This window comes from Roseibium algicola (assembly GCF_001999245.1).
GTDB lineage: Bacteria > Pseudomonadota > Alphaproteobacteria > Rhizobiales > Stappiaceae > Roseibium > Roseibium algicola.
Genome location: NZ_CP019630.1, coordinates 5,379,249 through 5,402,742 on the forward strand (window position 1 = coordinate 5,379,249; position 23,494 = coordinate 5,402,742).

Here is a 23,494-nt window from a genome sequence, read left to right on the forward strand (position 1 = left end):
ACGCACGTGCCTTCCTTCTCACGCAGTCTTGAAAAAGCACTTCACCAGGCTCTGGCCTTCGCCAACGAGCGACAGCAGGAGTATGCAACGCTGGAGCATCTTCTGCTGGCGTTGCTGGACGACCAGGACGCGGCTGCGGTCATGCGGGCTTGCAACGTGGATCTGGAAACGATCCGCCGCAATCTGGTTGAATATATCGAAACCGAGCTGGACAACCTTGTCACGGACAGTGACGAGGACTCCAAGCCGACCGCGGGCTTCCAGCGCGTCATTCAGCGGGCGGTTATCCACGTCCAGTCGTCTGGCCGGGAAGAGGTGACCGGCGCCAACGTGCTTGTTGCGATCTTTGCCGAGCGCGAAAGCCATGCGGCTTACTTCCTGCAGGATCAGGACATGACCCGTTACGACGCGGTCAATTATATCTCGCACGGCATTGCCAAGCGTCCCGGCATGTCCGAGGCCCGTCCAGTCGAAGGGGCGGATGAAGAAGATGTGATGCCCGGAGCTGAAACCGAGAAGAAATCCAGTCAGAAGACGGACGCTCTTGAAGCTTACTGTGTCAATCTCAACACCAAGGCCACCAACGGCAAGATTGATCCGCTGATCGGGCGCGATAGCGAAATTTCGCGCACGATCCAGATCCTGTGCCGCAGGTCGAAGAACAATCCGCTCTTCGTCGGCGACCCGGGTGTCGGCAAGACCGCCATTGCGGAAGGTCTGGCGCATCGCATCGTCAATGGCGATGTGCCGGATGTCCTGAAAGATGCCACCATCTTCTCTCTCGATATGGGCTCGCTGCTGGCGGGTACCCGCTATCGCGGCGATTTCGAGGAGCGGCTGAAGCAGGTGGTCAAGGAGATCGAGGACTACCCGGGTGCGGTGATGTTCATCGACGAGATCCATACTGTGATCGGCGCCGGTGCAACCTCTGGCGGGGCGATGGATGCGTCCAACCTCCTGAAACCTGCGCTTGCTTCCGGAGCGATCCGCTGCATCGGTTCGACCACCTACAAGGAATACCGCCAGTTCTTCGAGAAGGACCGGGCGCTGGTTCGCCGTTTCCAGAAGATCGACGTCAACGAGCCGTCGATTCCGGACGCGATCGATATCCTGAAAGGCCTGAAGCCTTACTTCGAGGACTTCCACAAGGTTCGTTACACCAACGATGCCATCAAGGTGGCTGTGGAGCTGTCGGCGAAATATATTTCCGACCGCAAGCTGCCGGACAAGGCGATCGACGTGCTGGATGAAACCGGTGCCTCGCAGATGCTTGTTCCCGAAGCCCGCCGCCGCAAGACCATTGGCGTGAAGGAAATCGAGAACACGATTGCCACCATGGCCAGGATCCCGCCAAAGTCCGTTTCCAAGGATGATGCGGAGATTCTGGAGAACCTTGGCAAGGATCTGAAGCGGGTTGTCTACGGACAGGATGAAGCTATCGGGACGTTGGCCTCTGCCATCAAGTTGGCGCGTGCCGGTCTGCGTGAGCCCGACAAGCCGATCGGCAGTTATCTGTTCTCCGGCCCGACAGGGGTAGGCAAGACGGAAGTCGCTCGGCAGCTGGCATCTTCACTGGGTGTTGAACTGATCCGGTTCGACATGTCCGAATACATGGAGCGGCACACCGTGTCGCGCCTGATCGGTGCACCTCCGGGATATGTCGGCTTCGACCAGGGTGGCCTCTTGACCGACGGTGTCGACCAGCATCCGCACTGCGTGCTGCTGCTGGACGAGATCGAAAAGGCCCATCCGGACCTGTTCAATATCCTGTTGCAGGTGATGGACCATGGCAAGCTGACCGACCATAACGGCAAGCAGGTCGATTTCCGCAATGTCATCCTGATCATGACCACCAACGCCGGTGCCGCGGACATGGCCAAGATGCCGGTTGGTTTCAACCGCATGAAGCGGGAAGGCGACGACGCGGAAGCGATCAACAAGCTGTTCACGCCGGAGTTCCGCAACCGTCTTGATGCGATCATTCCGTTCGGCAATCTGCCGATGGAAGTCGTCTACAAGGTGGTCGAGAAGTTCGTCATGCAGCTGGAAGTCCAGCTGGCTGACCGCGGCGTGACCTTCGAGCTGACGGAAGATGCCGTCAAGTGGCTTGCCGACAAGGGCTATGACAGCCAGATGGGGGCTCGCCCGCTTGGGCGGATCATCCAGGAGCACATCAAGCGGCCTCTGGCCGACGAGGTGCTGTTCGGCAAATTGAAGAAAGGCGGAATGGTTAAGGTCACCGTGTCCGAGGACGGCAAGGGTCTGCTTCTGGAAAGCATCGAGGAGCGTGCGACACCGCCAAAAGCCAAGGCCAAGACCGAAACCAAGGCAAAGCCGAAGCGCCGGCGCAAGCCTGCTGCCAAGGCAGCGGCCGCCAAGGATACGAAGCCGCCTGCAAGCAAGAGCGGTCCGGCCAAGAAAAGCCTTGTGCCCAAGGTGCCGCTGGCCGACTGAGGCCCTGCACAATCAGATCGGAAAGGCCCCGAAGAGATTCGGGGCCTTTTTGTTTTTCGCCTGCACAGACGACGCGCAATGCGCGAAGCGGGCCGGGTTGGCTCACGCCCCGGGCTTGTCCTCCAACAGGTGTACTGCGCTTGTTCTCATTCATGTTTGGAATTGAAACCATTCAGGAAAATCATTTGCCGCCGCCTGGCTGCTTGCCTAGCTATGAAGCAGACACTTTCGGGAGAACGGACATGAGCGATAACAAGGTTGCGATGATCACCGCTGGCGGCTCCGGCATGGGGGCCGATGCAGCAAGACGGTTGGCTGCAGATGGGTTCCGGGTCGCAATCCTGTCGTCCTCCGGCAAGGGGGAAGCGCTCGCGGAGGAATTGGGCGGGGTCGGGTTCACCGGATCCAATCTGGTAGCAGACGACCTGACCTCTTTTGTCAGCAAGACGGTGGACGCCCTTGGCCGGATCGATGTTCTCGTCAATTCGTCCGGACATGGCCCGAAAGGCGATATTCTGGAAATCTCCGACGAGGACTGGCATCTCGGCATGGACTACTACCTGATGAACGTCATTCGCCCGGCACGCCTTGTCGCCCCGATCATGGCTGCGCAAGGTGGTGGAACGGTGATCAATATCTCCACATTCGCCACCTTCGAGCCGGACCCGATGTTTCCGACTTCCGGTGTGTTTCGGGCGGGGCTGGCAAGCTTCACCAAGCTGTTTGCCGACAAGTTCGCTGCCGAGAACGTGCGCATGAACAATATCCTGCCCGGTTTCATAGACAGCCTGCCGGAGAAGGAAGATCGCCTGGCGCGGATCCCCATGGGCCGCTACGGCCGCTCGGACGAAATCTCAAGCCTGATCGCCTATCTGGCCAGCGACGAGGCGGCCTATATCACAGGTCAGAACATACGTATTGATGGTGGGCTAACGCGGTCGGTGTGAGCTGTTCAGAGGGCATCAAAAGGGAGTTCGGAAATTCGCATGCCGAACTCTTTCGCCGATTGGCACTCTGGACAGAAAATCTCCAAAAAGGTAAGGCTACCTTACTAACTGCCCAGAGATGAGTCAGCTTGATGACGGCTCCTGATCAGCCAGATATCGACCAGGAATCCCAGAACCCGCCGGAACATGCCCGGGTCTGGATGGCGCGTGGAGCGCGGGCGGCGGTGTCTATTCCAGCGTTTATTCTGACTGCCGCGTTTGTCGGATATGCGGGGCTTGCCCGTGAAACAGGGCTGACGCTCTTTGAGACGCTGGCAATGACCGGTTTCGTCTGGGCGCTGCCTTCCATCGTGGTTCTGACCGGCGCGATTTCTTCCGGAATGGGTATCCTTCCTGCCGGAATCGCCGTCGCTCTTGCGTCAGTCCGTCTGATGCCGATGACAATGGCCTTGATGCCGCTGGTCAAGGTGCCGGGCAAGACAAAGACCTGGCAATTGCTGATCGCGTCTCATTTCGTTGCGGTGACTGCCTGGGTGTTCGCGATGAAGCACCTGCCGGACATGCCGAGGGAAGGGCGTCTGCCGTTCTTCATTGGTTTTGGCGCGGCGGTGACCAGCTTCGTCTTCTGCATGACCGGTGTCTCCTACCTGTTGGTTGAAAGCATGCCGGGCATGGTGGCAGGTGCCTTGTTCCTGCTGACGCCAGTCTATTTCCTGTGCTCGCTCTGGGGGGCTGCAAGGCTCAATGCCGACCGGGCGGCCATGGTCGCAGGACTGCTGCTCGGACCGGTCTTCTTCACCTATCTGCCCGGACTGGATCTGCTTTGGACCGGCCTTGTAGGCGGCACGATTGCCTACCTCGGAACCAGGATCATGCGCAGGGGGCTGTCGTGATGGAGGGATCGACGGCAGGTGGATTGGTATCCGAAACCTGGTGGCCACTGGTGATGATCATCATCGCCGGCTGGTTTGCAACTGACGTCTGGCGGTGGCTGGGTGTCTTTGCCGGCGGCAGGCTGCGTGAAGACGGCGAACTGCTGATCTGGGTGCGCTGTGTTGCAACCGCACTTGTGGCCGGAGTGATTTCCAAGCTGATCCTGTTCCCGCAAGGTGTGCTGGCAGAAACACCGCTCTGGCTGCGTCTGGCTGCCGCCGGTTTCGGCTTCGCGTCGTTTTTTGCAGCCCGGCAACGTGTGTTTGTTGGCGTACTTGCCGCAGAAGTCTTTCTCGTTTCCGGTTGGCTGATCCTCGACACGATGGCTTCCTGACACCAAGCGATTTCCCGTGTTCACTTGCCCGCCAGATAGGCTAGGTTGAAGAGTACAGCGATTGCACCCGGTCAAGGAGAGGAACATGGCGGATCAGGTCGAACTCTTTTATGCACCTCAGACACGCGCCACCGGCGTACGTGTTCTCCTGGAGGAGCTGGGCGCACCTTACAAGCTGAATGTGCTCAATCTGAAGTTGGGTGAAAACCGGACCCCCCGATATCTTGCCGTCAACCCGGCTGGCAAAGTTCCGGCATTGCGCGTTGGCGAGGCAGTCATTACCGAACAGGTCGCGATCTATATCTATCTGGCCGACCTGTTTCCCGAAAAAGGACTGACACCCTCGCTGGATGATCCACTGCGTGGACCGTACCTGCGATGGTTCGTGCATATGGCATCCTGTTTTGAGCCGGCACTGATCGACCGCGCACTCAAGCGTGAAGAACCGCCGCATTCCATGTCCGCCTATGGTTCTTTTGACACCGTCATGGAAAGCATGCGTGCCCAGCTGGCAAAGGGACCCTTCGTCCTTGGAGAACGCATGACGGCTGTCGACGTTCTGTGGGGCATGGGGCTGCGGTGGGGAACAATGTTCGGCATCGTACCGGAATTCGAAGAATTCACCGCCTACATCGAGCGGTTCGCCGAAAGGCCGTCGGTGGTCAAGGTACTGCAGGAAGACCAGAACATGGCCAGGGAGCAGGAAGACGCTGCTGTTCAGGCGGGCGTCGCGTAAAATTTTGTCACAAGCGGCGTCTTCTCAGCGATGCGCAGCACCGACTGCGGTTACCCTCTCTTCTATCCGCAATCCTGACAGGACAATCCTTTGCCGCGCACTATCTAACGAAACGTCGTTTTTGCGGCACTAAACTTCGAATGGGGGATGATCGGATAAAACGCAGCCGACCTAGAGTTAACGATTGAAACCGGGCGCAAGCCAGATGGTGACTGTAAACTTGGAGGTAATCTGACGATGAAGGACAAGTACAAAGATACGGAAATGCTGGAAAAGCTGGGCGAGGCCGCAAGATCTGGCCGCATTTCCCGCCGTGATTTCCTGAACTATTCCATGGCTGCCGGTGTTGCAGCTTCCGCCGCAACAGGGCTCTGGACCACGAAAGCCAAGGCGCAACCAAAGCAGGGCGGAACCTTCAAGGTCGGCATTCATGACGGCAACACATCAGACACCCACGATCCGGGCACCTATCTCACCATCGCCATGATCGTGCTGGCGCATACTCACCGCAGTTACCTTACCCTGATCGAACCAGATGGGTCTCTTGGGCCGGATATCGCCACCGAATGGACGGCGAATGCGGACGCAACGGAGTGGACTTTCAAGCTCAACGAAAACGTCACCTTCCACTCTGGTCGCAAGATGACAGCCGACGACGTCATTGCATCGATGAACCACCACCGCGGCGACAGCACGACCTCCGCGGCCAAGGCTCTGCTGACCGACGTCGCTGATATCGTCAAGGACGGCGACAACACGATCGTTTTCAAACTGTCTTCGGGCAATGCGGATCTGCCGTGGCTCATGACCGATTACCATCTGGCCATCTGTCCGGCGAACGCCGATGGCTCGATCGACTGGGCTTCGGGCGACGGTACCGGTCCCTACAAGATCGAAACCGGTGACTTCGGTGTCAGGTTCTCTCTGACGCGCCATGACGGCTGGCATCTGGACGGTGCACATTTCGACGGCGTGGAACTGATCATCCTGACCGATCCGAACGCCCGTCAGACGGCTCTGGTTACTGGCGACGTGGATGCCGTTTCGCTCATCGATCTAAAGACGATGGGTCTGCTTGCGCGCAATCCAAACCTGGAGATCGACAATGTGCCGTCTGCCTCGACGCTCACGATGCCGATGTTCTGCGACACGCCTCCGTTTGACAACAAGGATGTTCGCAACGCACTCAAGCTCGCGATGAACCGCGACGAGATCATCGAGAAGATCGCCTTTGGTGCAGCGACAAAGGCAAACGATTTCCACCATTCGCCAGCCATGCCCTATTGGCCGGATGACATTCCCCAACACGACTACGATCCGGATCAGGCGAAATCGCTGCTGAAAAAAGCCGGTGCCGAGGGACTATCCATCAGCATCTCCTCTGCAGAATCCATCTACTCCGGCGCGGTCGATCTTTGCGTGCTTTATGCCGAACATGCCAAGGCGGCAGGCATCGACATCAAGGTCGTGCGTGAACCGAACGACGGTTATTACTCGGATGTCTGGCTGAAGAAACCGTTCTGCGTAGTGGCCTGGGGCGCACGTCCGACACCGGACGTGATGTATTCATTGGCCTACAAGTCCGATGCCGCCTGGAACGAGAGCCATTGGCAGAACGAACGTTTCAACGAGCTGCTATTGATGGCGAAAGCCGAATTGGACGACACCAGGCGGGCGGAGATGTACCGGGAAATGGCGCTGCTTGCGCATGACGACGGCGGCACGATCATCCCGTTCTTCCGCAACTTCGTTTATGCCCGCCGCAGCAATGTTCAGCATGGTGAGCAACTGGCATCGAGCTGGGAGCTCGACGGTGCCCGTGCCTGCAGCCGCTGGTGGTTCGATAGCTGATTGAGCATCGAGAAAAACGCCCGCCCGGTTTGAAGCCGGGCGGGCGTTGTCTGTTGTTTGCTGAATGGCTGAAGATGCTCGCCTGGCTCAGGCCAGTGCGGCTCGTATCTTTTCTGCTTGGGCTGCCAGCACGTCATTGTCTGCCATCGCACCGGTGTGCGGTTTCAGCGACACGCCCTCGAAACGTGGAATGACGTGGACGTGGGTGTGGAACACCACCTGGCCACCGGCAGGTTCTGAGAATTGTTGGATGGTCGTGCCGTCGGCATCAAAGGCCTTGATCACCACCCTGGCCATGGTCTGCGTTGTTGCCATGACCGCGTTGAGATCTTCCGGCGCGATGTCCAGAATGTTGCGGGAAGGGGCTTTCGGGATCACCAGAACATGACCATCGCCGCGAGGCATGATGTCCATGATCACCAGTGTTTTGTCGTCCTCGTAAACCTTGTGGCTCGGCAGTTCGCCGCGCAGGATTTTGGCAAAGACATTCTGGTCGTCATAAGCGGGCGTGGACATGTTTGCATTCCTGTCTGATAGGCAAAAGAATTTCGCGAAGCGGTGTTCAGAAACGAGCCACCCCGACACTTCAGGGTTGATCAAAGGACTATCAATCGATTCCGATCAAGAGTTACTCCTGATCTAGTCCGAGTTTTCTTGCAGCTGCAAGCCGCGACATGCGGCAGAACCGCCCGGATGAGTTTGCTCAAGCCGCGGTTGTTCAGGAAACGGTTTCGGTGGCCCGTTGACCGGCATTTGATGCTTCAGGATCCGTTTGCGATGCGCATGTGAGCTTCAACCCCAGGTCCTCCAGCCTTGTCCTGTCGGGTTTGTAGAACATCCAGTTGCCGATCCGCTTTCCCGTTACCAGGCCTGCTTCCGACATCTTTTTCATGTGCGAGCTTACGGTCGGTTGGCTGAGGCCCACCTTGTCGGTGATGAAACCCACACACACGCCGTCATCCACGAGGTCTCCGTCCCGCTGGCGGGGGAAGTGGGCTCGAGGGTCGAGCAGCCACAAAAGGATCTGCAGCCGCACAGGGCTCGCCAGTGCCGCCATTGCCAATGAACTTGACTCTACATCTATATTGATATTCATCTATATAGATACTCTTCGATATAGATTGGTGGTTCGAACATGGAAAATAGCCTTCTCGGCCTTCAAGCGGAAGCCTTTTCGAACGGCGCGGCGCGCGGCGTGCGTTATCTGAAACAATTGACGGATCGGCGCGTCGGGCCGAATTTGTCTCGTCTTGCCGAGCTCGATCCAGGTTTGCCGGAGCAGGGCGCCGACGTTGGCGATATTCTTGATCTGCTCGAGACCGTGGGCGGTGAGGGCACTGTTGCGACGGCGGCAGGTCGGTACTTCGGTTATGTCATAGGGGGTGCATTGCCTGCAGCCTCCGCAGCCCGGGCTTTGCTCTCCGCGTGGGATCAGGTTGCAGACGGTTTGACGGGACCTTCCGTGATCAAGATGGAAGAAACGGCGGTGTCCTGGATCGTTAGGCTTCTGGGGCTGCCTGAAGGTACCGATGGCGCTTTCACCACCGGTGCGACCATGTCGAACATGGCGCTACTGGTCACCGCGCGCGACACGCTGTTATCGCGCCTTGGCCACGAAAGAGGAGAGGGCCTGATTGGCGCTCCCGGCTTGCGGATTGTCGCCAGCGCAGAAATTCATGCAACCGTGCTGAAATCCCTTCGGATGGCAGGCCTGGCCACGAAATCGATCGAGTGGGTGCAAGTGGACGATCAGGGGCGGATGCGGATCGACAAGCTACCCGAACTGGATGATCGCACGCTCGTTTTGTGCCAGGCAGGAAACGTTTGCAGCGGAGCCTTCGATCCATTTGACGAACTCGGCGACAAGTGTAATGCCGCTGGTGCCTGGCTTCACGTCGATGGCGCTTTCGGGTTGTGGGCAAGGGCCTGCAGCGATACGGCAACGGCTCTCAAGGGACTTGAGAAGGCAGACAGCTGGGTGGTCGACAGCCACAAGACACTCAACACACCATATGATTCAGGCTTGGCCTTGTGCCGCCATCCGCAGGAAATGCAGGCGTCGATGGCAATCGGGGCCACCTATCTGCCGGCGACCGTATCAAATCCGGCCAACCGCGCTCCTGAATTCAGCCGGTCTGCACGTGGAGCCGAGACCTGGGCTGCGCTGCTTTCCCTCGGCCGGCAAGGTCTTGAGGACATGCTGAGCCGTTTTCACGGTCATGCAAGGCGCATTTCAGGGGATCTGACAGCACTCGGGTTCGAAGTCCCACATGAGGTGCATTTCAACCAGGTGTTTGCGACGTTGCCGGGGGCGGAAGACGCCTGTGCCCGCATCGCTGGCCATGTTCAGGCTTCCGGTGAAGCCTGGTTCGGTCAGGCCTCCTGGAAAGGACGACAGGGGTTTCGCATCAGCGTCTCGAACTGGTCAACCCGGACGGAAGATGTGGACCGGCTGATAGCTGCCGTTGCAAAGGCAAAGGCCGAGGTGATGGCCCCGGCCTGATGCAGTTCACATTGCAGAAGACGCGACCCTGGTCAGGTCCTTTCGGGCCACAGATATGACAGGGTTGCGTTCGAGCGTATGACCACGAATTCCTCGCGTTTTTCCCATCGTCCCAAAACGTTGATTTCAGTCACCGAACAATTGCCGTGCTGACGCCGCAAGGGATCGCAGGCGCGGGCTGCAGTGGTATAGAGTTTCGCCCGTCGGTTCTTGAATTCGTTCAGCCAGGCTTCGGCATAGATTCCGGCACTGTCCACCAGATCGGCGTCCACTTCCTGGTAGTTGAGAGGCTTCTCTGTCTCGAATGCACCGGGGACTTGCTTCTCTACGAACTCAAGCTGCATCCTGATCTCGGCAAATTTCGGATCATCCTTGAATTGCTTGGCTTTTGTCAGCTTTACCCGGCAATTTGATGCAATTGTCTTCACTAGGAGCTTGCATTCGGCTTCCGCGATTCTGGGGGCCTGACCGGAGATGAAGACCTCGATCATGTCCATGTCGGCAGGAGCTCCTGTTTCCTTCAAGAGCTCTTTCACCGATACGGGCATGACGATATTGACCACCCGTCCGGCATCGAGGTTTTTGAAGTCCGTGAGGGCGACGTAGCCGTCTTTCAGGGAACCGCCTGAGCCATGCCTGGCGTTGTGGACTGTCGCCTGTCCTTTCAGCGGATCGTTCTTGAAGCCGAAGACAGTGTTCGCGACGTTGGCAACACTGAACATGATGTAGCCGTAGTAGAGCGTCACTGCGAAAAAGATCACTCCGCAGGCGATTTGAAGGATACGCTTCAAGACTGTTCCCTGTTGCTTATGAACCGGAATTGGAATTGGCGGTGCTGTCACGTCCGAGAGCCTTGTCGACCAGCGGCCTGATCTGCGCCATCGCCTTGTCCTCGTAGCCGGACTTGCCAGCTACTGCGATGTTCTCGACCGGCGTCATGATGACGAGTGATCCCCCCAGTGGACGGAAGGGAATCCGGTCATCAAGATTTTCCGGGAGTGGCCCAACGAGCACATGAGTTGACCGTTCCACGCCCGCGAGATTTTGCTCGCTTCTTATGCCGAAGGCGCTCTTGAACCAGCTGTCGTACTTGCGATAAGCCGCCTTGTTCTTGGCAACGGGCTCTTCATGAAGGCTCGGATTTTCCTTGGCGTTTCTTGCGAAAAGCCAGTGATCTTGCATCTTTCGCCAGGGCTGAACACCGCAGGAACGAAGGGTTCTTGCACCGGCCATTTCAACAGGCACGTCAGGATCAAGATTGGCGAAAGCGATATCGCCGACACCGAGTGCCACCACATGCGAGATGCGGGCGCCAGGTGCCAGATGTATGTTCCATAGGATCTTGCCGAATTCGTTTTGCAGGATCAGGTAGACCGGCTTTTCGGTTTCCGTAACCACGACATCGACAACAGGAAAACTGTCGTCCTTTGCACTGAGTACCATCGTGTCGACACGGATCTTTCTGGGGTCGTCGGCTGGTTTTTGGGCGTTTTCAGCCAGCTTTTGTGCCCGTTCCCGAATTTTCGTTTTCGACCAGGTATAGATCGGCGCATGCATGTTGCCTGTGCCGACATGCACATTGCCGATATATTCTCCGAGGTTGGGTTTGCGGAAGCGGCAGAACGCAGTGGGCTGCTGCATGACCACCTTCGCGGGAAGGTCGGTGTCCAAGGTCGTTTCCTTGTACCCGGTCACCGCGGACTGGATCCAATGAGGTGTCCCGTCTTCCGCTACGAGGACGCCGGGTGATGCCTTGTAACCGCGCATGTCGCGCTTCAGACCGGACTGCGGGTCTCCGGATGGAACGTTATCCGAGCAGGCGAGCAAACCGAAGCATAAGGCTACGGCAAATCCTTTTTTAAAACGCATCCGTAAGCTCCGGAAATGTCTGGCGTTGGGTATGCGTTCACAGGTTGTATCATTCGTCTTAAGGTTTAGTTTCGCCGGGAGGGCAATTCTTGCGTTACTGGCGGTTTAGATCGGGAAATGTTCTTCTGATGTCTTGTTGGCGATGCTGAAAAATCTCTCTAGATAAGATAAAGAGGTGTGGTGATCAGTATTCACCCCGACCCGGCTTGCGTCAGGTCGGGGCGTAATGTCAGGCGGCTTCGCCCAGTTCAGATCCGTCTTTGACCAGTTTTGCAACCGCTGCGAAGTCCAGCTTTCCGGAACCCAGGACAGGAACCTTGGATACCACACGGACTTCTGCCGGTATCATGAGGTCCTGTGCGCCTCGGGCTTTGGCGCCTTCAACAAAGGCTGCGCGGTCCGCATCCGGGTTTTCCGTCACGAGCACCAGCTTCTCGCCCTTGCGGGCATCCTTGATGGCGGCAACTGCGGACAGATGCTGCGGCCAGATCTGACCCGCCAGGGCTTCCACGGCGGACAGAGACACCATCTCGCCTGCAATCTTGGCGAAGCGCTTGGCGCGGCCCTTGATGATGATGTAGCCGTCGTTGTCGATCTCGACAATGTCGCCGGTGTCGTGCCAGCCGTCGACAAGTGGTTCGACGACGCCGGGATTTTCGGCCTTCAGATAACCGACCATCACGTTCGGTCCCGACACATGCAGTCTGCCGCCGGTTTCCACACCAGGTACGGGCTCAAGGCGTGCCTTCATGCCGGGCATCAGTTTGCCGACCGTGCCTGGACGGTTGTACATCGGCGTGTTGAGCGCGATGACCGGTGCGGTCTCGGTCACGCCGTATCCTTCCAGAACACGCAGACCGAAGCGTTCCTGATAGATCTGCCTGGTTGACGGTTTCACCGGCTCCGCGCCTGCAAAACAGTAGCGCAGGGAGCGGAAGTCGTAGGCATGGGCAACGCGGGCATACCCGTTGAGGAAGGTGTCCGTACCGAACAGGATCGTCGCATTGGAGGTGTAGATCAGCTCCGGAACGATCCGGTAATGCAGGGGCGAGGGATAGAGATAGACCGGGACACCGGATATCAGCGGCAGGATGGTCCCCGCGGTCAGGCCGAAGGAATGGAACATCGGCAGGACGTTGAACACCTTGTCGTTCGGGGTGAAATCGATCCTGGCGGCTGCCTGCGTGGCATTGGACAGGATGTTCCTGTGTGTCAGCACAACGCCTTTCGGTGTTCCCTCCGATCCGGAGGTGAACAGGATCACTGCCGTGTCGTCCGCCTGCCTGCGTACCAGGGGGCGGCTTTTGGTCAGAAGGCCGCGGATCTTGTCCATGAAGCCGATTTCAGAGCGCAGATCTTCCAGCCAGATGATGCGAACGTTGTCTTCCAGGTTTGACGCCAGTTGCTCCAGGCGAGCCTGCTTGACGAAGGCGCGGGAAGACAACAGCGTACGAACGTCCGCAGCACGGCAAGCCGCGAGAATGTTTTCCTGACCGGCGGTGAAATTGATCATGGCGGGCACCTTGCCGGCAGACATGGTCGCCAGAACGGTAACGGCAGCACCATTGGCATTCGGCAGCATGATGCCGAGGGTTTCTTCTCCGCCGGTGTGCCGAAACAGTTTGCGGCCAAGCACTGAGACGCCTGTCAGCAGTTTGCCTGCATTCAGCTTTCCGGACACCGGATCCTCAACCGCCAGCTTGCCGTAGCCGTATTCTTCTGCCGTGGCGATTACCTTCTCCAGGATCGTCACGTCTTCCGTCAGGCTGGTTTCAAACATCAGTTCGGACATGACGCTGTACAGCTTGGCGCCGGCTGCAGCGCGCCGCAGACGTCCCCTCAGTTCGTCGTCGAGGTCCAGGCGGGTAGGTTCCATGATTGTCACCTTCACTTTGGGGAACAGACGCTTGCGGATCTGGCTTGGGTTCAGGTAGGAGAACGGCGTTTTTTCGAGGCCGTCGATGCGGATCGGGACGATCATGGCCCCGGTCTTGTCGGCCACCATGGCCGCACCGTCGTAGACCTTCATCAGGCTGCCGGTGACAGTCAGCCGGCCTTCCGGGAAGATCACCATCGGTTCGCCGGAGTTCACCACCTTGATCAGTGCGCGGGTGGCCATGGGTTTTGACGGGTTGATCGGCAAGGCATTCGCAAGGTGCAGGAAGGGTTTTACCCACCAGCGCCTGGCAATGTCATAGTCGATGGCGAAGGACGGCTTCTTGTCGGTCAGGGTCAGAGCCAGGCCAGCGTCCAGCAAACTAACGTGGTTCAGCGCCAGGATCGGGGCTTCGCCGGCTTTTTCCAGATTTTCCAGGCCTTTGACTTCCATCCGGAAGATGGCGCGATACAGGATCGAGATTGCATCGCGCATCGGGTTGGTCGGCAGGATCTTGAGCATCACGATAGCTGCGACAAGGTTCAGCCCGGCCAGCGCCAGAAAAATTGCGGGAACGGAAAATCCAAGTTTCTGGGCTCCTGCCAGCAACAGTCCGCCAACCGTCATCAGGGCAGCGCCAAGGGCGTTGGACGCTGCTATCCGGCGGGCACGCACCTGCGGTTTCGCCCAGGTCTGGAGTGCCGTGAAGGTGGGAACAACCAGCAACGCACCGGAAATGGCAAGGCCGGCCATATCGACACTGAGGCGGATTACGCCCTCATGGGTGAGGAACTCGCGCAAGCCAGATGCTGTTGCGGTTGCTGGCAGGCCTGCCAGGGTCAATGCCGCATCCAGGCAAAAGAGCGCCAGCAGAAGCGTTCCGACAGGAGCCGGCAAAAGGACGACACGGCCAGCCAGAAGCCAGGCGGCAATTGCCGACCCGATGCCGATCGAAACGGCGAAGACGGTCAGGAAATAGGTGACGGCAATTTCTTCACCGCCCAGGAACGTCTTGACCATCAGCGGCAGAACAGCGAGCACCATGGCACCGATGAGCCAGAACCAGGCATTCATCATGGCTACCAGGAAGAGACGACGATCGGCAGCCAGATCTCTCACCACGCACCATGTGGATGTCGCAAGGTTCCAGTCAATCGTCAGATGAGGGGCTGCTGCCGATGCGGAGGGAATTTGCCGGCTCAGCCCGTAACATGCGATAGCCAAGGCTATCATAACTGGGGCAAAGATCAGGGTGGGAGCACCGGTGCTGAACAAAAGGCCGGCGGAAATCGTGCCGCCCAGGATTGCCAGAAAAGTTCCCGCTTCTATCCAGGCATTGGCGCGCGGCAGGTTTGAAGCCGGCAGATGATCCGGGAGCAGCCCGTATTTGACCGGGCTGAACAAGGCAGACATGGCACCAAACACGAATAGCGCGGCAAAGAGGATGGGGAGGGAGGACAAGGCCATGCCTGTCACGGCCAGGCCTGCGCCTGCAATTTCTGCAAGCTTGGTTGCCCGGGCAATCCGAGCCTTGTCGAACTTGTCTGCGAGTTCGCCCCCGAGTGCGGACAGAAACAGGAAGGGCGCGATGAAGACAGCCCCGGCCAACGTTATCAGAACACCGGTGTTGCCACCGTCTGCGCCGTGTCCACCAACCTGGAACAACACCAGGAACACCAGGGCGTTTTTCAGGAAATTGTCGTTGAATGCAGAGAAAAACTGCGTCCAGAAGAGCGGTGCGAAACGTCTGGATGTCATCAGTGACGCGCTCATGAGGTCCTCCTTCGAAGCAGCTATCTGTCAATCTGCTTCATAACCTTCAATCTTTGAAACCCGGGCGGAGAGTTAGAAACTCCGCCCGGTTTAATTTCTGGATCAGACTTGTTCCGGCTTGCTGATGTCCATCAGCAGTTTTTCCGTCTTTGCGTCTTCCAGGCGGTTATGGAACTTGTTGGCTTCCTCGCGATCACGCATGGTCTTGGTCAGGGTGACCGCTGTATGGACCAGCATGATTGCGGCCATTGCGTAGAAGCCTTTCGCGGAGAAGCTTGCTTCAAGGTTCCAGATGCCCAGGGCCATCATGATAGCGGCAACAGCGAAACTGCCGGCGGTAAAAATGGTCCAGTTGTTGGAATGTTTGACTGTGGGTTCCTGCATGGTCTTGTCCTCGTGTTAGCTGCTTTTTTCCAGAAGAAGGGGAATGTCGGATTTCAGGCGGGCGAGCACATCGTCCGCTCTGGTTTTCACAGGCGCGCCGCAACCGGCATCGCCCAGTTTTTCGATAACCGCACTCGGGTTATCCGCTGCCGACAAGGTCTTGAATTCCTGTTCGGCCAATTGGTCGCGTTCCTGGCGTCGGCGGATGTCCTCCAGCTGTCCTTCTGCAAGGGCGAGCGCCGACTGGCCGGTACTGGAGCCAAAGGACTGTGCTTTCTGGATCTGGTCGCGAACTTCAACGGTGCGTTCACCGCGCTTGAGGGCGCGCAGACGGCTCTGGGCGCGATGCAAGGTTTCCGTGAGGCTTGAAAGATCGCCGTCGAACGATCGGATCGCCTCTTCGAGCGCCGACTTTTCGTCTTCCAGAAGTGCGATAGCTTCCGCTGCCTCTTTCGCGAGGGGTTCAAGACCTTTGAGGAGGGCGTTGCGAGCCCTGTTCTCCAGATCTTCGAGGGATGCATTGATTTGCCACAGCCGCTTGCGGTCCTGCTGCTGTTCTGCCTTGGCGCGGGCCAGAGCAACCTGGGCAGCCCGGACGGAAGCGGCGGCTGTACGCGTGTTGATGGAGAGGAGAGCAAGAGACTGATTGTCCCGGCTTTCCTCGGCGCTGGTTAGAAACAGCGCCCTCAGTTGGTTCATGAATGGCTCAAACATCGTGCCTCTCTCAAAAGGTGAACGTTGTTCACTATTTGACAAAGCCACATCATTTTGATTAGGTCAAGATGAAAAATGAACAAAGTTCACTTTTGAGGTGCGATACGGTTAATGGCCGGAGTTCAAAAAGCAAAAAGCGAAGAAACCCATCGTCGCGTTCTGGAAGCGGCGATTGCCGCCGTGGAAGCAGGGGGCATGGAAGCGGTCAACATCAGAAAGATCGCGGCTGATGCCGGTTACTCGGTAGGGTCGGTCTACAAGCATTTCGCGGACCAGGATGCGTTGTTGCTTGCGGTCAACTCGGTAACGCTCGGCCGCATCAAGGATCTGATGGCATCGAAAGTCGAAACCGTGGATGAGCCCTTGGCACGGCTCAAGGTGCTGGCGCTGGCCTATCTGGCGTTTGCGCGCGACAATCGAAACCTCTGGATGACATTGTTCAGCCATCACTTGCCTGAAGGCAAGGCGGTGCCTGAGTGGCATATTCAGGAAAATATCGCGCTTCTCGGTTTCATCGCAGCACCGTTGCGCGAACTCGATCCAAGCATGATGGAAGAAGATCTCGCAGCCCGGACACGTACCGCTTTTGCGGCGGTACACGGTCTCGTCACGATCAGCCTGGAAGCACGGTTCGTCGGCCTGTCGGGAGAAAAGCTGGAGCAGGAAATGAACTTTCTGGTCGAGCGCCTGGCAGGGTAGGGAGGTCCCTGGCTGCCAGGCTGGAGATTATCCTGCTGAGGTTTACCAGGCTCTCACCCGTTTCTCCGGTGGCAGCCACATCGGGTCGCCCTCCTCGATGCCGAAAGTCTCGTAGAACGCATCGACATGTTGTAGGGCCGCAAAAGCTCGGTAAGGGCTAGGAGGATGCCCGTCACCGGCGACAAGCATGCGCAGGAACGGGTCGGAGGCCTTGGCCGTCCAGAACTGGGCCCAACCGATGAAACAGCGCTTGGCCGGCGACAGGCCATCTATCTCGACATTTTCCTCAGGGTGCTCGGCCAGATAATCCATCAGGCTTTCATAGGCGAGCGTGATGCCGCCGACATCGGCCATGTTCTCTCGGACATTCAAGGGGCCGTTGGCGTTAAGGCCAGGCAGCACTTCGAAGGCGTTGGCCTGGTCGATCAGTTTCTGGGCTTCCCTGTCGAAGGCCTTTGCATCGGCTTCCGTCCACCAGTCACGGAAGTTGCCTTCCGCATCGTATCGGCGGCCACCGCTGTCGAAACCGTGAGTCATTTCGTGGCCGATGACCGCGCCGATCCGGCAGAAGCGCAAGGGAGCGTCCATATCGTGGCTATAGGCTGGCGGCTGGGTGATGGCCGCATTTACCTCGAAGCCGTTGATGGAAGGCGTGTAGGCGGCATTGATGACGATCGGCAGCGTTGACTGCGTGTTGAATTCCTCGTGCACGACGGGTTTCTTAATTTTCTCCAGCATGCGGTTCATGGAAAAGGCTCCAAGATTGCGCATGTTTGCAACGGGATCGGCCCCGATCTCGAGTTTGGAATAATCGACCCATTCATCGGGATAGCCGACCTTGTAGTAGAAGGTGTCGACCTTCTTCAGGGCTTCGGCGCGAGTATCTTCCGACAACCAATCCCGCGTTTCGACGCGCTCGCGAAACTTCCCGTGAATGCGCTCGACCATCTTGATGACTTCGGCCTTGGTCTCGTCGGAATAGTAGGTTTCCACGAAGAGCTGGCTGGCAGGATGGCCGAGGTTCTCTTTCAGCAGGTCGTACATGTGCTCCTGGCGAGGACGGTCCGTTCGTGCACCGGTCAGGACAAGATTGAATTCCTTGGCAGGTTCTTCGAAGGCTGATGTCAGGAATTCCTTGTAGTTTTCAATAACCCGAAAAGCCGCATAGGCTTTCAGATCTTCAAGCGGTGTTTCCTTCAGCACTTTCGAGAGTTCTGGCAGAGCCCTTGGTTCGAACATGAAGACTGCATCGGGTTTCTCGAAGCCGACTGTTTCAAGATATAGATCGAGGTCGAATTCCGGCACCTGTGCCTGGACCTCTTCATAACCAAGTTTGCTGTAGCGGTTGCGTGGATCGTTGCCTTCCTCGGGCGTCAGTATCCCGGCATAAAGCGCTGTTTCTATTCGAAGTGTGATGTCGGCGATGCGAGCAGCAACGTCCTCCGGATAACCGGCGACCTTCATGATTTCCGCCACATAGGCACGGTAGGCAGGAATGCGCGGATCGCCTTCCTTATTGCGCAAGAGTTCGAGATGGTGGTCCTCAACGCCGAAACTGGGACCTACTGAAAAAATTGCGTAGCGCTTGCTGTCCGCTGGATCTGCACTGGGTGCGAAAATCGCGAACAGGGCCGGTCCGGACATTGCTGCCTGGTCAGCCGCGAACCGGGTGAGGTCATCCAGGGTTTCCAGGGCTTCGATGGCGTCCAGGTCACTTTGGATCGGTTCGATGCCTGCAGCATCCATCGCCTCGACATTCATATAGGCTTTGTAGAAATCGCCAACGAGCTGCGTCGGGCTGCCCTTGGGCGCTTCCGCGGTGCTCTCGCTTGCCTTTTTCGCAACAGCTGCAAGCTGCTTGATCAGTCTTTCGCCGATGATCGAAAAAATATCCCAACTCGCCTTGTCCACTGGCCGGTTCACCCGGTCGAGCCACTTGCCTGAAGCATAGCGATAAAAATCGTCGGCTGGATCCACAGAGGTATCCATATTCTCGGGCGAGAACTGAAGGTCGTCCGGGGTCAGCGGGGGGAGGCTGTTTTCCTCAGCGAAGGCAGATCCGGAAAGCAGCAAAGTGCTCGTCAGCAGAAGTGGGATAAATTTCATTTCAGCGCCCCCGGGAATGCTTTTTACCCTGCGTTAGAATAGAGTTCCGGCTGCAGATGGCAATCCGATTAGTGCAAGGGTTGTGGCAACGGCGTTCGAGAGCGAAGTGGCACCTTGCGCAATCGAGCCGACTGTGTCGGGCGCAAGGTTTGGTCTTACGTTCCGCAGAAGGTTTGATAGGGACCAAACGCCTCCGGGGCAGGAAGGGCATAGCTCTCAAAGCCTGTTCGTTCTTCATACGGAGCTTTTAGAATATCCAGTAACTCATTGAGCAAAAAATACTCTCCAGTTTCCGCGCTCTGGAGTGCCTCTTCCACCTTGTGGTTCCGTGGAATGTAGAGCGGATTGACAAGGTTCATCGCCGTTCTGGTATCTGCAGGCGCTCTGCCTTCACTTTCGAGACGTTGCATCCAGCGCTCCAGCCAGCCGTCTATCTGCGTCGGATCGACAAAAAGCTCGCGCAGTTTTTGCGGGGCGCCGACAGCAGCCTCGCTCAGGTGCCGGAAAAAGAGCGTGTAGTCGACCGATTGTTCCTGCAGGATCGAAAGCATCGTTTCGAACAGGTCCTGATCTTCCGCGGTTTCTTCAACTAGACCCAGCTTTGCGCGCATCCCGTTCAGCCAGGCTGCGCGGTAGATATCAGGAAAGCGGCCAAGTTCGGCGCTTGCCAGTTCGACTGCCTTGTCCAGATCATCGGGCTGGATCAGGGGCAAAAGGGTTTCGGCAAGCCGGGCAAGGTTCCATTGCATGATGACGGGTTGGCGGCCAAACGCGTATCGTCCACCGTGGTCAATGGAGCTGAACACGGCTGCCGGATCATAGGCGTCAATGAAGGCGCAAGGGCCATAGTCGATTGTTTCGCCGGAAATCGTCGTGTTGTCGGTGTTCATGACACCGTGAACGAACCCGACAAGCACCCAATTGGCGACCAGCGCTGCCTGGCGCTCGACTACTCCCCGAAACAGCCGGATATAGCGGTCCGGTTGTCCGGCAAGATCCGGATCGTGGCGGGCAATGGCGTAGTCGGCGAGCTGGCGGACTTTTTCCGTTTCACCGCGTGCCGCAAAATACTGGAAGGTACCGACCCGCAAATGGCTTGCGGCGACACGGGTCAACACTGCGCCCGGTTTCGGACCATCCCGGTAGATGGTTTCTCCGGTAGTTACCGCTGCCAATGCTCGTGTCGTCGGAATGCCGAGTGCATGCATGGCTTCGCCGAGGATATATTCGCGCAGGACCGGTCCCACGACAGCCTTGCCGTCTCCACCACGGGAGAAGGGGGTCGGTCCCGACCCTTTCAGCTGAATGTCCTTCCGATTGCCGGTGCTGTCGATAATCTCTCCGAGAAGAAGCGCGCGGCCATCCCCCAGTTGTGGCGAGAAGCCGCCAAACTGGTGGCCGGCATACACCTGGGCAAGGGGGGACGCGCCGTCCGGCTGACGGACCCCGGCAAAGATCTCTGCGCCTTCGGATGTTTCCAGAAGGTTGGAATCAAGGCCGAGTTCTTTTGCAAGTTCACGATTGAACACCACAAGCTGCGGCGTTGGCACCTTCGCGCCTTCCCAGGCCACATAAAAGCCGGGCAGGTCCCGTGCGTAGGAATTGTCGAACTGGAAAATGGGCGGTCGGGCGGTCATGGAACCTACAGTGTGCGGTGGCAATTGCTTTACCGCTTAATATAGGAAGTTACGCCCGTCTGTCCGCCCCGGTCAGGTCGGAAATCGAATTCATGTGAACTTTGAGGGGGGAGGCAGCGCGGCCTGTCACGCTGCGTAGGCCGCCAGAAACACCTTCACCGCTGCCGCAACATTGGTTTCGATTTCTTCTTCGCTCGGCTTTGGGCCGGCATTGAGCAGCATGCGCCTTAGAACGCCCGCCACACACAAGTCGAAAAACTGGCCTGCCGCCAGTTCGACATCGCAGTCCTTCAACTCGCCGCGGTCGATCCGCTCCTGGATGAAGGCACCAAGGTCGCGTCGGCCCTGGCATGGACCGGCTTCGTAGAGCAGAACGCCGAACTGAGGGAATTTTTCCGCAGCGCCGACTACCATGCGGAGGGTCGACAATTTTTCGGGATTCGCCATTTTCTGCAGATAACTGCGGCCGATACGGTGCAGATCGCTTTTCACGTCAGCCCTGCTGACGAGGGCTTCCCGCAGGATTTCCGCCTGGCTGAAACGTTCTTGCAGAATCAGCGCCTCGAACAGCGCTTCCTTGCTGCTGAAGTAGACGTAAAGCGTGCCTTTGGAAACGCCGGCTTCCTTGGCGATAACCTCCATACTGGCGCCATCGAATCCCTTTGCACGGAAGACTTTTCGTGCTCCGGCAAGAATCTGCCTGCACTTGGCGTTGTCGGTCTTCTGAGCCGGATCTTCGGCTGTCGCCGGTAGTTCCTGTGTTTCGGTTGTCATCGCAATCTCGAATTTCTGCCGTCTTTCAGTAGTTTACCGCTAGTATTCTGTCAAACACACGGTTTTTCTCAAAAAGCATTCCCATAAATGCAAAGGTCAACTGTTCGGCAGGTGGTTGGTCAATCTCAACACTATCGGCCAACAGGACGAACCATTCAATCTTTCCTGGTCAGACCAGCTGTGTCTGCAAGTCAAAACGCCCCCTAGAAAATATCTTCGACAGGATCCGACTCCCGGACAGGTGATGCGTCTCGCGTCCCCCTCCCAAAGTGTCTTGTTGCCGTCTTGATCAACCAGGTTGTTGAACAGGGGGGCTCTTGTGCGTTGCAAAAAATTCGCCGGAACCCTTGCGTTCGCCAAGGGGATGAACATATAAATGCCATTGACCGAACCGTTCAGTCAATGCCTGGGCGGTCAAGAATTTTGGGCAAAGGATACCATCGTGGCACTCAGAGAAGGCCGCAACGAAAGCGGCGCGATCGGTGGTGGGCCGCAGGCTGCGAGCCGCCAGGATCAAGACAACGAGACTTCAGTAGCCTCGAAAAGCGGACAGGCAACACCATCTTCCGCGAAAGACACAAGCGATGACAAAGGCGGGCAGGTGGCAGTTTCGTCTCAGGCACAGGTAACAACCGCAACGACCACCGCAGAAGCGCCTCCACCGAAAAAGAAAGGCAAGGCCAAGCGGGTATTCACGCTGGTTTTGCTCGCCGGTCTCGGCTTTGGCGGATATGAGGCGTACCATTGGTGGACCGAAGGCAGATTCATTGCCAGCACGGACGACGCCTATGTGACCGCGGATATCACCGTCATCCTTTCCAAGGTGTCCGGTTATGTTGCGTCTGTCGCTGTCGGCGACAATCAACGCGTGAAAGCCGGTGACGTGCTGCTGAAGATCGACGATGGCGACTACAAGCTTGCCGTCCAGTCCGCAAAGGATTCCATCGACAGTGCCCGCGCAACGGTCGATCGTATCGCGACCCAGATTACGGCTGCCAAGGCATCCGTGCTGCAGGCTGAAGCGTCTGTTGCTTCCGCCAAGGCGCAGAAGGACGAAGCTTCCGCGAACTACGATCGTCAGAAAAGACTGGCGGACAACAAATTTGCCAGCCAGGCAACGCTTGATACTGCCGATGCCTCACTGAAAGGCGCGCAGGCGGATCTGGAGAATGCGCAGGCGGCGGTGACGCTGGCCAAAGCCAATATCGATGTGCTCAACGGCCAGAAGAAAGAAGCCGAACAGGCAGTGGTTGCTGCCAAGACAGCTCTTGAGAAAGCCGAGCGCGACCTCGCCTTTACCGTCATTCGGGCACCGGTCGATGGCATCGTCGGCAACAGGGCAGCCCAGGTTGGCTCCCTGCTGCAGCCGGGAAGCCGGATTGCCGCGATCGTGCCGCTGGCCGACACTCACATCGATGCGAATTTCAAGGAAACTCAGCTCGAGGGTATCCAGCCCGGAGCAGAGGTTGAAATTTCCGTCGACGCTTATCCGGACCAGCCGATCAAGGGAACCGTGGAAAGCATTGCTCCTGCGACCGGTTCCGTCTTCAGCCTTCTGCCGGCCGAAAATGCGACAGGCAACTTCACCAAGGTGGTTCAGCGCGTGCCGGTGAAGATCAAGGTTCCGGAAGAAGAAATAACAAGCGGACATCTGCGAGCTGGCATGTCGGTGGTTGTCGAAGTCGACACCAGGACAGGTGGCCAGAAAGACAACGTCGCCCTGTCGGCGCTCCACTAGACCTTCAGGTGCGGATCAAGGGTCCGTATCTATTCAAGTCCTCCCCGCGGCCTCCAACCGCACAAGCCCGGTATCCGCATCTTGCGGATGCCGCCCCTTTGAAGAGCAGACCGTCGACAGCAAGACCTGCGCGGATGTTCCAACAGTATCGAATGATCGGCTACAG

At 57.7% G+C, this 23,494-nt stretch carries 19 protein-coding genes; 9 read left to right on the forward strand and 10 right to left on the reverse strand.

Translation table 11 applies throughout. The features are described 5' to 3' along the window. Positions 1-6: 6 nt before the first annotated feature. The 6 genes from clpA (at position 7) to B0E33_RS25070 (ending at position 7,255) form a co-directional block, all read left to right on the forward strand. Complete coding sequence (clpA, locus tag B0E33_RS25045) at positions 7-2,454, forward strand: ATP-dependent Clp protease ATP-binding subunit ClpA (protein ID WP_077292726.1); 2,448 nt, start codon at positions 7-9, stop codon at positions 2,452-2,454. 242 nt (positions 2,455-2,696) lie between these two features. Further along, on the forward strand, positions 2,697-3,401 hold the full coding sequence (locus tag B0E33_RS25050) for an SDR family oxidoreductase (RefSeq protein ID WP_022998329.1): 705 nt from the start codon (positions 2,697-2,699) through the stop codon (positions 3,399-3,401). Between the two features lie 131 nt (positions 3,402-3,532). Beyond that, positions 3,533-4,294, forward strand: coding sequence for an AzlC family ABC transporter permease (locus B0E33_RS25055; protein WP_075282957.1), 762 nt, complete (start codon positions 3,533-3,535; stop codon positions 4,292-4,294). Continuing rightward, positions 4,294-4,668, forward strand: a complete 375-nt coding sequence (locus tag B0E33_RS25060) for an AzlD domain-containing protein (RefSeq protein WP_022998331.1) — start codon at positions 4,294-4,296, stop codon at positions 4,666-4,668. Before B0E33_RS25055 ends, B0E33_RS25060 begins: the two co-directional genes overlap by 1 nt. A gap of 85 nt (positions 4,669-4,753) precedes the next feature. Beyond that, positions 4,754-5,404: a glutathione S-transferase family protein gene (locus B0E33_RS25065; protein ID WP_062488615.1), complete on the forward strand. Its 651-nt coding sequence runs from the start codon at positions 4,754-4,756 to the stop codon at positions 5,402-5,404. A 237-nt stretch (positions 5,405-5,641) separates the two neighbouring features. Beyond that, positions 5,642-7,255, forward strand: a complete 1,614-nt coding sequence (locus B0E33_RS25070) for an ABC transporter substrate-binding protein (protein WP_055654603.1) — start codon at positions 5,642-5,644, stop codon at positions 7,253-7,255. A gap of 87 nt (positions 7,256-7,342) precedes the next feature. Here B0E33_RS25070 and B0E33_RS25075 read toward each other — a convergent pair whose 3' ends face one another. Continuing rightward, the gene (locus tag B0E33_RS25075; protein ID WP_062488617.1) at positions 7,343-7,771 is read right to left on the reverse strand and encodes an HIT family protein; all 429 of its coding nucleotides are present in this window, start codon (positions 7,769-7,771) and stop codon (positions 7,343-7,345) included. Between the two features lie 202 nt (positions 7,772-7,973). After that, on the reverse strand, positions 7,974-8,351 hold the full coding sequence (locus B0E33_RS25080; RefSeq protein WP_206051393.1) for an ArsR/SmtB family transcription factor: 378 nt from the start codon (positions 8,349-8,351) through the stop codon (positions 7,974-7,976). Positions 8,352-8,390: 39 nt separating this feature from the next. On the opposite strand from B0E33_RS25080, the gene B0E33_RS25085 reads away from it, so the two are divergent. Next, the gene (locus B0E33_RS25085; RefSeq protein ID WP_077292728.1) at positions 8,391-9,758 is read left to right on the forward strand and encodes a pyridoxal phosphate-dependent decarboxylase family protein; all 1,368 of its coding nucleotides are present in this window, start codon (positions 8,391-8,393) and stop codon (positions 9,756-9,758) included. 32 nt (positions 9,759-9,790) lie between these two features. Here the strand turns inward: B0E33_RS25085 and B0E33_RS25090 are convergent, their stop codons facing one another. The 5 genes from B0E33_RS25090 to B0E33_RS25110 form a co-directional block, all read right to left on the reverse strand. Next, on the reverse strand, positions 9,791-10,549 hold the full coding sequence (locus B0E33_RS25090; RefSeq protein WP_077292729.1) for a hypothetical protein: 759 nt from the start codon (positions 10,547-10,549) through the stop codon (positions 9,791-9,793). A 16-nt stretch (positions 10,550-10,565) separates the two neighbouring features. Then, complete coding sequence (locus B0E33_RS25095) at positions 10,566-11,627, reverse strand: hypothetical protein (RefSeq protein ID WP_156912481.1); 1,062 nt, start codon at positions 11,625-11,627, stop codon at positions 10,566-10,568. 229 nt (positions 11,628-11,856) lie between these two features. After that, positions 11,857-15,276 (reverse strand): acyl-[ACP]--phospholipid O-acyltransferase, encoded by a 3,420-nt coding sequence (locus B0E33_RS25100; RefSeq protein ID WP_077292731.1) that lies wholly within the window; start codon positions 15,274-15,276, stop codon positions 11,857-11,859. Positions 15,277-15,378: 102 nt separating this feature from the next. Further along, the gene (locus B0E33_RS25105; RefSeq protein WP_022998340.1) at positions 15,379-15,660 is read right to left on the reverse strand and encodes a YiaA/YiaB family inner membrane protein; all 282 of its coding nucleotides are present in this window, start codon (positions 15,658-15,660) and stop codon (positions 15,379-15,381) included. A 15-nt stretch (positions 15,661-15,675) separates the two neighbouring features. Beyond that, positions 15,676-16,359, reverse strand: a complete 684-nt coding sequence (locus B0E33_RS25110; RefSeq protein WP_167579598.1) for a PspA/IM30 family protein — start codon at positions 16,357-16,359, stop codon at positions 15,676-15,678. A gap of 126 nt (positions 16,360-16,485) precedes the next feature. Here B0E33_RS25110 and B0E33_RS25115 point away from each other — a divergent pair, with 126 nt between their 5' ends. Next, entirely contained in the window at positions 16,486-17,073 is a 588-nt protein-coding gene (locus B0E33_RS25115; protein WP_055654588.1) for a TetR/AcrR family transcriptional regulator, read from the forward strand. Positions 17,074-17,115: 42 nt separating this feature from the next. Here B0E33_RS25115 and B0E33_RS25120 read toward each other — a convergent pair whose 3' ends face one another. The 3 genes from B0E33_RS25120 to B0E33_RS25130 all read right to left on the reverse strand — a co-directional run bounded on the left by B0E33_RS25120 (position 17,116) and on the right by B0E33_RS25130 (position 21,590). Continuing rightward, complete coding sequence (locus B0E33_RS25120) at positions 17,116-19,179, reverse strand: M13 family metallopeptidase (RefSeq protein WP_077292733.1); 2,064 nt, start codon at positions 19,177-19,179, stop codon at positions 17,116-17,118. 155 nt (positions 19,180-19,334) lie between these two features. Continuing rightward, positions 19,335-20,816 (reverse strand): protein adenylyltransferase SelO, encoded by a 1,482-nt coding sequence (locus B0E33_RS25125; RefSeq protein ID WP_077292734.1) that lies wholly within the window; start codon positions 20,814-20,816, stop codon positions 19,335-19,337. Positions 20,817-20,942: 126 nt separating this feature from the next. After that, positions 20,943-21,590: a TetR/AcrR family transcriptional regulator gene (locus B0E33_RS25130; protein ID WP_055654581.1), complete on the reverse strand. Its 648-nt coding sequence runs from the start codon at positions 21,588-21,590 to the stop codon at positions 20,943-20,945. Between the two features lie 442 nt (positions 21,591-22,032). On the opposite strand from B0E33_RS25130, the gene B0E33_RS25135 reads away from it, so the two are divergent. Next, positions 22,033-23,328, forward strand: a complete 1,296-nt coding sequence (locus B0E33_RS25135; protein ID WP_208997706.1) for an HlyD family secretion protein — start codon at positions 22,033-22,035, stop codon at positions 23,326-23,328. Positions 23,329-23,494 lie beyond the last annotated feature (166 nt).